Origin of the sequence: Micromonospora sp. AMSO12t (assembly GCF_008806585.1) — a bacterium.
GTDB lineage: Bacteria > Actinomycetota > Actinomycetes > Mycobacteriales > Micromonosporaceae > Micromonospora > Micromonospora reichwaldensis.
In genome coordinates, this window is sequence record NZ_WAAS01000228.1 from 1 (window position 1) to 10,592 (window position 10,592).

Annotated in this window: 10 protein-coding genes and 1 pseudogene; 5 read left to right on the forward strand and 6 right to left on the reverse strand. The window is 68.1% G+C overall.

The annotated features are described in order from the left end of the window. The first annotated feature begins 205 nt into the window (after positions 1-205). The 5 genes from F6X68_RS25320 to F6X68_RS25340 all read left to right on the forward strand — a co-directional run bounded on the left by F6X68_RS25320 (position 206) and on the right by F6X68_RS25340 (position 4,848). The gene (locus tag F6X68_RS25320; protein ID WP_151456626.1) at positions 206-1,093 is read left to right on the forward strand and encodes a helix-turn-helix transcriptional regulator; all 888 of its coding nucleotides are present in this window, start codon (positions 206-208) and stop codon (positions 1,091-1,093) included. Beyond that, positions 1,086-1,298: a DUF397 domain-containing protein gene (locus F6X68_RS25325; RefSeq protein WP_151456627.1), complete on the forward strand. Its 213-nt coding sequence runs from the start codon at positions 1,086-1,088 to the stop codon at positions 1,296-1,298. Before F6X68_RS25320 ends, F6X68_RS25325 begins: the two co-directional genes overlap by 8 nt. 259 nt (positions 1,299-1,557) lie before the next feature. Next, positions 1,558-2,328: a DUF4352 domain-containing protein gene (locus tag F6X68_RS25330; RefSeq protein WP_151456628.1), complete on the forward strand. Its 771-nt coding sequence runs from the start codon at positions 1,558-1,560 to the stop codon at positions 2,326-2,328. A gap of 137 nt (positions 2,329-2,465) precedes the next feature. Continuing rightward, positions 2,466-2,807 (forward strand): nucleotide pyrophosphohydrolase, encoded by a 342-nt coding sequence (locus F6X68_RS25335; protein WP_151456629.1) that lies wholly within the window; start codon positions 2,466-2,468, stop codon positions 2,805-2,807. A gap of 394 nt (positions 2,808-3,201) precedes the next feature. Next, on the forward strand, positions 3,202-4,848 hold the full coding sequence (locus tag F6X68_RS25340; RefSeq protein ID WP_225852415.1) for a DUF2075 domain-containing protein: 1,647 nt from the start codon (positions 3,202-3,204) through the stop codon (positions 4,846-4,848). A 47-nt stretch (positions 4,849-4,895) separates the two neighbouring features. Here F6X68_RS25340 and F6X68_RS25345 read toward each other — a convergent pair whose 3' ends face one another. The 6 genes and pseudogenes from F6X68_RS25345 to F6X68_RS25370 form a co-directional block, all read right to left on the reverse strand. Then, a complete protein-coding gene (locus F6X68_RS25345; RefSeq protein ID WP_151456635.1) occupies positions 4,896-5,327 on the reverse strand; it encodes a RidA family protein in 432 nt (143 codons plus the stop codon). Positions 5,328-5,359: 32 nt separating this feature from the next. Further along, on the reverse strand, positions 5,360-6,133 hold the full coding sequence (locus F6X68_RS25350; protein WP_151456631.1) for a 2-keto-4-pentenoate hydratase: 774 nt from the start codon (positions 6,131-6,133) through the stop codon (positions 5,360-5,362). Positions 6,134-6,188: 55 nt separating this feature from the next. Further along, complete coding sequence (dmpG, locus tag F6X68_RS25355; protein WP_151456632.1) at positions 6,189-7,259, reverse strand: 4-hydroxy-2-oxovalerate aldolase; 1,071 nt, start codon at positions 7,257-7,259, stop codon at positions 6,189-6,191. Between the two features lie 80 nt (positions 7,260-7,339). Beyond that, a pseudogene (locus tag F6X68_RS25360) lies at positions 7,340-8,254 on the reverse strand (acetaldehyde dehydrogenase (acetylating)); the annotation flags it as partial. A gap of 79 nt (positions 8,255-8,333) precedes the next feature. Continuing rightward, complete coding sequence (locus F6X68_RS25365) at positions 8,334-9,128, reverse strand: 2-keto-4-pentenoate hydratase (protein WP_151456633.1); 795 nt, start codon at positions 9,126-9,128, stop codon at positions 8,334-8,336. 175 nt (positions 9,129-9,303) lie between these two features. After that, positions 9,304-10,592 (reverse strand): 2-hydroxymuconic semialdehyde dehydrogenase (locus F6X68_RS25370; RefSeq protein WP_151456634.1); only part of this gene is annotated, 1,289 nt, incomplete at its 5' end.

Genomic DNA, 10,592 nt, shown 5'->3' on the forward strand with positions numbered 1-10,592 from the left:
CGCACGGGCCACCCCGCCCTGCCGCCGCAGCTTCGATCAGCGGTACGACGTCAGGACCTGTGGTCATCCTGTGACGGTGCGCAGCATCGAGGCAACGTTCCACACCAGAATTCTTTCCAGAAGTATTGACTTTCTTTGCTGCCACCGATAGCTGTTACATGGAAGGGCGACGCAGCGTTGCGCGACGGAACCAGGGAGTGACCGGGTGACCGAAGATGTCGGATCGACCGTGCCGCGCCGGCAACTCGGCCGGCTGCTACGCCAGTACCGCACCGAGGCGGGCGTGACCCTCGACGCCGCCGCCGAGGCCCTCGAATACAGCCGGCAGAAGATCTGGCGGATCGAATGCGGCATGGGCCCGGTCCGGGTGCTCGACGTCAAGGCGATGTGCGAGCTGTACGGGGTGTCCGCCGAGATGACCGAGGCGATGCGCGGGCTCGCCACCGAGACGAAGTCCAAGGGCTGGTGGCATGCGTACGGGGACGCGGTCCCAAGCTGGTTCGAGCTGTACGTCGGCCTGGAATCCGCCGCCGCGCGGCTCCGGGGATATGACGAGTCACTGATTCCCGGCATTCTGCAGACCAGGGACTATGCCCAGGCGCTCTTCCGTCTTGGGCGAATCCTCAGCGACGAAGAACGCGAGCGGGCTGTCGAAGTACGGTTACAACGGCAGGCGCTTCTCACTCGACGGCTTCCTGCAGCTCCCCGGCTTGAGTCGGTGCTTTCGGAGCCAGTGCTCCGGCGCACCGTCGGCGGGTCGGCTGTCATGACCGCTCAACTCGACCACCTGCTCAGACTCTCCGAACTGCCGAACGTGTCCGTGCGGGTACTGCCGCTGGCGGCGGGCCCACAGCCCGGGGCGGTCGCTGGCACTTTTATGATCCTCGACTTCCCGCCCGCCAAAGGCGGTCGTGCGGCACCGGAACCCTCCGTCGTCTACAGCGAATCGTTGACCGGAGCGCTGTACCTCGACAAGCCCGACGAGCTTTCGGCGTACGAGCGTGTATGGAGAGGGCTGGATGCGCTCGCTCTCGGCGAGACAGACTCAATGGACATGATCAAAACAATCATCGGGGAGATGCGGCATGACTGACCTGACCGGCGCCGTCTGGCACAAGAGCACCCGAAGCGGAGACAACGGCGGCGCCTGCGTCGAGGTGGCGACCAACCTCCGCCACCTCGTCGCCGTGCGCGACTCCAAGGACGAGCGCGGTGCTGTCCTGACGTTCGCACCGGCCGCCTGGGCGAGGTTCGTGACGGTGACGCGCATCGGCTTCGACAAGGAGCAACGAGACTGATCTGACGGAGGGCAACGCCTCCTCACTTTGGCGGCAGCCCGATGCATTCGTCGCGGCGGCCTTCCCCGATCAGAGGGTCGCTACCTCTATTCGGTAGCCGCCCGCCCACCCTGATCGGTCGCCAGTGGGCCAGTCAGCCACTTTGGACCCACGGCGTTGTCGTCGACCCGACAGTGATCGAATTCGTCACGGCTACCTCAGTACCGTTCACAGGACTCGCGCGGTGGGTGCCGCGCGGACTACCTGTGGGGACAGAAGCATGACCGATCCTGGCCACCCGAGCCAGAACCAGCCGTATGCAGGCCAGCCCGACAACGGGCCCCCGCCCTACGGCCCGCCGCCGACTGCGGCGTATCCGGCCGCGCCGGCTCGACGGAAGCGGCCGTCCTGGCTGATTCCCACGCTCATCGGCCTCGGCGCCATGGTTGCGCTGTGCTGCGGCGTCGGCATGGTCGGAGCGATCCTCGGCGACTCCGAGCCGGCAAGCGTGTCGTCGAGCGCGGAGCCGACCGCCGCAGCGGCTGACGCCTCCCCGGCCAAGTCGGCGCCCGCACCGTCGGCCGCCGCGACCCCGCCGGCCGCGGCTCCGGCGAAGCCGAGCCCGGCGAAGCCGACCGGCCCGAAGGTGTACCGCGTTGGTGACAAGGTTCGCGGCGGCGACTTCGAGTTCACCGTCAACAGCGTCAAGTGCGGCATCTCGCAGGTGGGCGACTCCTTCCTCAACCGTAAGGCCCAGGGCACGTACTGTCGCGTGAACATTTCCGTCAAGAACGTCACCAAGTCGGCTCACCTCTTCCACGCCGACGGCACGGTGACCGTTCAAGATGCCGCTGGCCGCGAGTACGACGCCGACGGCACAGCCGGGATGTACGGCAACGACGATGCCCGCGGTTTTCTCGACGAGATCAACCCTGGCAACTCCGTACGCGCCAACGTCTTCTTCGACGTGCCCAAGGGCACGAAGTTGAAGACCATCACCTTCGATGCGGGACTCTTCACACTCGCCGAGGACGCGGTAGTCAGCCTGTGACAGATCGGTCAGGTCCCGTGGTTTACGGACCTGACCGTTCTGCGTTCGTCGTCGCCGCCGACCTGATCGACTTTCCCATGGGCTGCCCGGCGCCACGACGTATGACGAGTCACGCCTGGCATGGAAGGATCACGCGAATGGATCTCCTGACGGCACGCTTACGTGCGTTCGCGGACGAGCGCGATTGGCAACAGTTCCACACGCCCAAGAACCTGGCCATGGCGCTTGCCGGCGAGGTGGGTGAACTGCTCGCCGAGTTCCAGTGGCTGACGCCCGAGCAGGCCGCTGAGGTCATGTCCGAACCGGAGGCCGGTGCCCGGGTCAAGGCCGAGATCGGCGACGTCATGGTCTATCTGACACGACTGGCCGACGTGCTCGATATCGACCTCGTCGAAGCTGCCATGACCAAGCTCGACGAGGTGGCTGTCCGCTATCCGGTGGAGCGGGCGAAGGGCTCGGTCGCGAAGCCTCAGTCCTGATTGTGGCGATGAGTTGATCTCTTCGCTACAGTCCCCTCATACAGGCGCGTAACGACGGGCTTCCGGCTGTGGCCAGACACGCCCCCCATGCGCACGATCATTTCGTGCTGCCCGGGGGCAAGTGTTGTCAGCGTTCCGTACCTCCGCCGATGGTCTGCTCCGACTGGCCACCAACGGCACTTTGGCCGACCGGATCGCCGAGAGCCTCCGTCACCACGTGAGCCCGAGTGAACGGCGCTCCTGGTCGCGCAGCCTCCTGGTGCTCGGTCAGGATCTCGCCGACGCGGGGTTGGGGCAGGTCGAGGTCCTGGTCGAGTACCAGCTTCCGCTGACGAGCAAGCGTGTGGACGTCGTACTCGCCGGCGTCGATCCGGGGACCGCCGAGGACTCCTACGTGGTGGTGGAGCTGAAGCAGTGGTCCCAGGCCGAGTCCTACGAGGGCTCGGACCGACTCGTCCTGGTCGAGCACGCCCGAGGCCCGCGCCTACACCCGGGCGTGCAGGTCGGCGACTACTGCGAGTACCTCACGGACTTTCTCGGTGTCCTCGCCGACCGGCGCAATCCTGTGCGGGGTGCCGCGTACCTGCACAACGCCGTCGACCGCGACGTCAACGATCTGTTCGCGCGCCGTCCCACAGAGCAGAGCCGGATCTTCACCAAACAACGTCGCGGCCAGTTCCTCGACTACCTCCGCATGCACCTCGCACCCGCTCCGGGCGCGGCCGCAGCGGACCGTTTCCTCACCAGCTCCGTCCGACCCAGCAGGCACCTTCTGTCGTACGCGGCCCAGGAGCTGAAGGAACGGTCGCACTTCACGTTGTTGGACCGCCAGCGCTTGGCGTACGAGTTGGTCCTGCACGCGGTGGAGCGGGCCCGGTCGGCGGAGCGCAAGTCGGTCGTGGTCGTCGCCGGGGGGCCGGGCAGTGGCAAGAGCGTGATCGCCCTGTCGGTGCTCGGCGAACTGGCCCGACAGAACCGATCAGTCATGCACGCCACCGGCTCACGGTCGTTCACCCAGACGCTGCGCCGGTACGCCGGCAAGGGATCAACCCGAATCAAGAATCTGTTCGCCTACTTCAACAGCTTCATGACAGCGGAACGCAATGGGTTCGACGTGCTGATCTGCGACGAGGCGCACCGGATCCGGGAGACGTCGGTCAACAGGTTCACGCCCAAGGCAAAGCGCGACAAGGCCCGTCCGCAGGTCGACGAACTGATCGCCGCCGCACGGGTGCCGGTGTTCCTGCTCGATGAGCACCAGGTCGTGAAGCCAGGAGAACTCGGCAGCGTCGACGTCATCTCCCGATATGCCGAGCAACTTGGCTTGGAGGTCGAGGTGGTCTCGCTTCACGACCAGTTCCGCTGCGGCGGCAGCGAGGCGTACGAGAAGTGGGTGCTTGACCTCCTGGGCCTTGAGGGTGGCGAGCCGACGGTCTGGACCGGCGACGGCCGCTTCGACCTTCGGCTCGCTGACTCGCCGGAGGAGTTGGAGGCGTTCCTCGCCGGGAAACAGGCCGCCGGGGAAACGGCACGAATGTCGGCGGGATACTGCTGGCCGTGGAGCGATCCGCGACCGGATGACACCCTCGTTCCTGATGTGCAGGTGGGCAGTTGGGCCCGGCCGTGGAACGTCAAGAGCGACCGCAGCGTCGGCGAGGCGCCGGGCAGCGCGTTCTGGGCCACCGACCCCCATGGATTCGGCCAGGTGGGCTGCGTCTACACCGCCCAGGGCTTCGAGTACGAGTGGTCGGGCGTCATCATCGGCCCGGATTTGGTCGCCCGCGACGGAAAGTTGGTCACCCGACGTTCCGAGTCGAAGGACCCGGCGTTCCGCAGCCGCAAGACGCTCAGTGATGTCGAGGCGGACCGGCTGATCCGCAACACCTACAAGGTGCTGATGACCCGGGGCATGCGTGGCACGCTGCTCTATTCGACCGACCCGGAGACGCGGGAGTGGCTGACTTCGTTGGTCCGCGTGAAACGGGGTTTGGAGACGGTCTACGAAGCCACGTCGTCCGCCGGAGGCTTCGGATCGCACTGAAGCGCTGCTCGCGACGGTCGCACGTGAGGCCCCTTGTCCACCCTCCGTCAGGGCAGTACGGCCACGGCCTGAATCTCGATGAGCAGGTGCGGGTGGGGTAGTTGGTGGACGGCGACGGTGGTGCGGGTGGGGCCGGTGGCGTCGAAGTACTCGGCCCAGACCTGGTTGTAGCCGCCGAAGTCGTTCATGTTGACGAGGTAGGTGGTGACCTGCACGAGGTCGCTCAGGTCGGCGCCGACCGTCTTCAGCAGATCTTGGATGTTGTCGATGACGGCCCTGGTCTGCGCGCGGATGTCGAGGTTCGTGGTGCCCAGCTCGTCGACCTGCACGCCGGCGAAGGTGTTGTCGGGGCGGCGGCTGGAGGTGCCGGAGACGAAGACGAACCCGCCGGCGACCTTGACGTGCGGGAACGCGCCACGGGGTACGGCCTTGCCGGCCACGACGTGCGCCCGCACGCCCGTGCCCTGGTTCGCGGACATGCTGTGGCTTGCGGTCGTGCCCTGGTTCGTGGTCATGCCGCTGCTCTCAGGGAGGTGGTGCCGAGGTGTTCGACGACGGCGCGGACGTGGGCGCCGGGGCGTAGGGGGACGGCGGCGGTGGCGGCGCCGGCGAGGAAGACCCAGCCCTCGCGCAGCCGTACGCCGTGGCGTCCGGCGAGGCGGATGCCTTCGTCGAGGGCGCGGCGGGGGTCGCCGAGGATCGCGGCGGTCGAGCCGACCTGCGCGACGCGTCCGTCGATCTCCAGCAGCACCCCGAGGTTGTCCAGGCCGTCGGGGACCGGGGACCAGGCGCCGATGGTGAAGGCGGCGGCGGAGGTGTTGTCGGCGATCACGTCCGGCAGGGAGAACGTGAAGTTGGCGTACCGCGAGTCGATGACCTCGATGGCGGGGGCGACCGCGCGTACGGCGTCGGTGAAGTCCCCGACGCACTCGCCGGGTTCGGGGAGACGGTCGAGCAGGAACGCCACTTCGGGTTCGACGCGGGGGTGGATGAACCTGGTGGGGTCGAGGGTGCCGCCGTCGGGGATGCGCATGGTGTCGGTGAGGCGGCCCCAGATGACCTCGTCCACGCCGACCTGCGCCATCTTCGCCTTGCTGGTCAGGCCCATCTTCAACCCGACCAGGCGCTCACCCCGGTCGAGGCGACGCTGGATCAACGCCGTCTGCACCCCGTACGCGGCGTCAACGTCGAGACCCGTCTCCGCCGCCAGTTGCGCGATGGCGGTGGCGGTGTCGGCCGCCTCGCCGAGGCGCTCGGCGATACCCGCGGTGTCCGGCCCGATCATGGCAGCTCCCTCGTTCGCGACTGCGCGGCTCGCACGCCCGGCTCAATCCTCGCGCTCACTGTGCCGCACCCGTCTGCGCGCGACCGTCGGCCAGATCCAGTGCCACGTCCACGATCATGTCTTCCTGCCCGCCGACCATGCGGCGGCGGCCCAACTCGACCAGGATCGAGCGCACGTCCACCCCGTACTTGTCCGACGCCCGCTCCGCGTGCCGCAGGAAACTCGAATACACCCCGGCGTAGCCGAGGGAGAGGGTTTCGCGGTCGACCTGCACGGGCCGGTCCTGCAACGGACGCACGATGTCGTCAGCGGCATCCATCAGCGCGAACACGTCACACCCGTGCTCCCAACCGTGCAACTCGGCGACGGCCACGAACACCTCCAACGGCGCGTTACCCGCCCCCGCGCCCTGCCCGGCCAGGGACGCGTCGACCCGCACCGTGCGACCCGACGGCGAACCGAGCGGCCCGTCACCGAGGATGCGGCCGTGTTCCACGGCAACCACACTGTTGGCGACGCCGAGGGACAGGTTGTGGTGGGCGTGGATACCGATCTGCGTATCCGGTGCCAACACCTGCCGATACGCGTCCACCCGCTCGGCGACGTCGGACATGAGGAGTCGGCCGCCGGAGTCGGTGACGTAGACGCAGTGCGCCCCGTACGACTCCATCAACTTCGCCTGCCCCGCCAGACCGGCCGGATCGTTCATGTGCGACATCATCAGGAACCCGGACACGTCCATGCCGTTCTCCCGCGCCCACGCAATGTGCTGCGCCGAAATGTCGGCCTCCGTGCAGTGCGTGGCGATGCGGACACTGGTCACCCCGAGCGCCTTCGCCGCCTTCAAATCGGCGATCGTGCCGATCCCCGGCAGCAGCAACGTCGTCAGCTTCGCGTTCGTCATCACCTCGGCCGCCGCCGAAATCCAGTCGGCGTCACTGGCCGCACCATGGCCATAGTTGACACTCGACCCGGCCAGCCCGTCACCGTGAGCGACCTCGATCGCGGCCACCCCGGCGGCGTCCAACGCCGCGGCGATGGTGCGGACCTGCTCGACGGTGTAGCGGTGGGCCACGGCGTGCATGCCGTCGCGCAACGTCACGTCCTGGATGTACAGATCAGTCACCGGGTCACCTCCACGACGTCCCGACCCACGCCATCGCCACCAGCGCCGTCGCGGCCCGCGCCGTCGTGGCCGGTCCCTGCCGATCGCAGCCCGACCAGCCGCTCCGCCGTACGCAGCGCCGCCGACGTCATGATGTCCAGGTTCCCCGCGTACGCCGGCAGATAATGTCCCGCGCCGGAAACCTCCAAAAACACCGACACCTGCAACCCGCGCAGACGCCGACCCAACGACGGCACATAGGTGTCGACCCGGTCGAACTGCACGTCCTGCTTCAACCGATACCCCGGCACGTACTCCTGCACCGCCGCCACCATCTCCGCCACCGACCCGGCGATCGCCGCACGGTCGGCGTCGGCGTCCTCGCACAGGCAGTACACCGTGTCACGCATCAACAGCGGCGGATCAGCCGGATTCAACACGATGATCGCCTTACCCCGCTGCGCACCGCCGACCACCTCGATCGCCCGCGCCGTCGTCTCCGTGAACTCGTCGATGTTCGCCCGCGTCCCCGGCCCCGCCGACTTGGAAGCGATGGAGGCGACGATCTCCCCGTACACCACCGGCGTCACCCGACCGACGGCCGCGACGATCGGCACCGTCGCCTGCCCACCACACGTCACCATGTTCACGTTGCGCTCGCCCAGGTGCTCGTCCAGATTCACCGGCGGCACCACATACGGACCAACCGCCGCCGGCGTCAGATCCACCACGAGCCGACCGTGCGCCGCCAACACCGCGTCGTTACGCCGGTGCGCACCCGCCGACGTGGCATCGAACACCAACTCCACATCCGCGAACTCCGGCATCGCCACGAGGCCATCCACACCCTCAGCGGTCGTCGCCACACCCAGCCTGCGCGCCCGCGCCAGGCCGTCGGAATCGGGGTCGATGCCCACCATCGCCACCATCCGCAGCGACTCCGAGAGCCGCAGCACCTTGATCATCAAGTCGGTGCCGATATTGCCCGACCCGATCACCGCCACACCAACGCTCACGACGCCTCCCCCTCACCGAAGACCGCGACGGTCGCCAGGCCATTCCACGCACGCACCACCGCGAAGACCGCCATCGCGCTCACGACGCCTCCCCCGAGAAACAGGTACGCACCGAACCCAGCCCCGAGATGCGAGCCTCGTACGCCGCACCGGGCGTCACCGGCACCATCGGGCCGAGCGCCCCGGACAGCACCACGTCCCCAGCACGCAGCGGATCACCCGAGCGGGCCATCGTCTGCGCCAACCACTGCACCGCATGCAACGGATTACCCAGACACGCCGCCCCCGCCCCCACCGACACCGGCTCACCGGCCTGCTCAAGCACCATCCCGCACAACCGCAGGTCCACGTCGGTGAGCCGGCGCGGCGTCGTGCCCAGCACGAACAGGCCGCTGGAGGCGTTGTCCGCCACCGTGTCCACGATCGAGATGTCCCACCCCGCCACCCGCGAGTCCACGATCTCGATCGCCGGCAGCAGGTGATCGACCGCCCGGATCACGTCCGCGCTGGTGATCCGCTCGTCGGGCAGGTCCGCGCCCAGGACGAAGGCGACCTCCGCCTCGACCCGGGGCTGGAGCAGCCGGCCCATCGGCACCTCGGCCCCGTCGGGAACCGCCATGTCGTCGGTCAGCACCCCGAAATCGGGCTGGAAGACACCGAAGCTCTCCTGCACCGCCCGCGATGTCAGCCCGATCTTCGCGCCCACCCGCCGGTGGCCGCGCTGCAACCACTGCCGCACCTGAAGCTGCTGCACCAGGTACGCCGACGTGACGTCGCCCTCCGGCAGCAGCCGCCCCCGCAGCGGCGCACACGGCTTACCGTCGTCACGCGCGCCAGCCAGTTCCCGGGCCGCCGCCTCGTAATCAACGCTCATGTCAGCTCCCCACTCCACTCGGAGCCGCTACCGACAGCCGCGGGTCGACCGGAAGCCGGACGGACACCCCGCGACACTGATGCCGACGTCCAACCCCATACCGGCCCGGTGCGCCCGACCCACGATGTGCTCGCCACATCCACCGCACCCGCGACGCCGATGCGAACGCCGCCGCTCATGTCAGATCCACGCAGACGTTGGTCAACTCGGAATAGAAATCCAGCGAGTGCACGCCGCCCTCGCGCCCGATCCCGGACGCCTTCACCCCACCGAACGGCGTCCGCAGATCCCGCAGGAACCACGTGTTCACCCACACGATCCCCGCGTCCAGCCGCATACCGGCCCGGTGCGCCCGACCCACGTCCCGGGTCCACACCGCCGCCGCCAGCCCGTACTCCGTGGCGTTCGCCAACGCGAACGCCTCATCCTCGTCATCGAACGGCGCCACATGCACCACCGGCCCGAAGACTTCCTCGCGGTTGGTCCGCGCATCCGCACCCAACCCCGTCAACACCGTCGGCTGCACAAACGCGCCACCATCACGTGCGTCACCAAAGGCCGGCACACCACCCCCAGTCAGCACTTGCGCACCCTCGGTCCGGGCAAGGTCGTAGTAGCCGAGCACCTTGTCGCGATGCTGATGCGAGATCAACGGCATGTTCACCGTCGCCTCGTCCGCCGGCCACCCGAACGACAGCTCACCAGCCCGCTGCGCGAGCCGCGCCGTGAACTCCTCGAACACCGGGCGCTGCACATAGATCCGCTCCGTGCACAGACATACCTGCCCACCGTTGGTGAAGCTGGACCGCACCGACCCGGCCACCGCCGCATCCAAATCGGCGTCGGCGAACACCAGCCCGGCGTTCTTGCCACCCAACTCGAACGACACCGGCCGCACCCCATCGGCAGCCGCCCGCATGATGGCGCTGCCGGTCGACGACTCGCCGGTGAAGGTGATCGCGTCGACGTCCGGATGGCGGGTCAAAAACTCCCCCGCCGAATCCGGACCGAACCCGTGCACCAGGTTGAACACCCCCTCCGGCACCCCCGCGGCGGCCATCACCTCCGCCAACAACGTCGCCGACGCCGGCGTCTCCTCACTCGGCTTCACGATCACGGCATTACCGCAGGCAAGGGCCGGAGCGACCTTCCACGTCAACAGCAACAACGGCAGGTTCCACGGCACGATCACCGCCACCACACCCACCGGCTTCCGCACCGCATAATTCAACGCCCGCCCACCCGACGGCGTCACCGTCGTGAAGGACTCCGTCGGCGCGGTCGCCACGATCTCCGCGAACGCCCGGAAGTTCGCCGCGCCGCGCGGGATGTCCAACGTCCGCGCCTGCGAGATCGACTTGCCGGTGTCGGCCACCTCGGCGGTCACCAGATCGTCGAAACGCCGCTCAAGCTCGACGGCGACCCGACGCAACACCTCCGCGCGCTCGCGCTCCCCCATCCGAC

Bases quoted from the DNA above. Each gene is read 5' to 3' on its own strand.
- F6X68_RS25325 (WP_151456627.1), top strand. From the start codon at position 1,086: ATGACTGACCTGACCGGCGCCGTCTGGCACAAGAGCACCCGAAGCGGA.
- F6X68_RS25330 (WP_151456628.1), top strand. From the start codon at position 1,558: ATGACCGATCCTGGCCACCCGAGCCAGAACCAGCCGTATGCAGGCCAG.
- F6X68_RS25335 (WP_151456629.1), top strand. From the start codon at position 2,466: ATGGATCTCCTGACGGCACGCTTACGTGCGTTCGCGGACGAGCGCGAT.
- F6X68_RS25345 (WP_151456635.1), bottom strand. From the start codon at position 5,327: ATGTCCGCGAACCAGGGCACGGGCGTGCGGGCGCACGTCGTGGCCGGC.
- F6X68_RS25365 (WP_151456633.1), bottom strand. From the start codon at position 9,128: ATGAGCGTTGATTACGAGGCGGCGGCCCGGGAACTGGCTGGCGCGCGT.
- F6X68_RS25350 (WP_151456631.1), bottom strand. From the start codon at position 6,133: ATGATCGGGCCGGACACCGCGGGTATCGCCGAGCGCCTCGGCGAGGCG.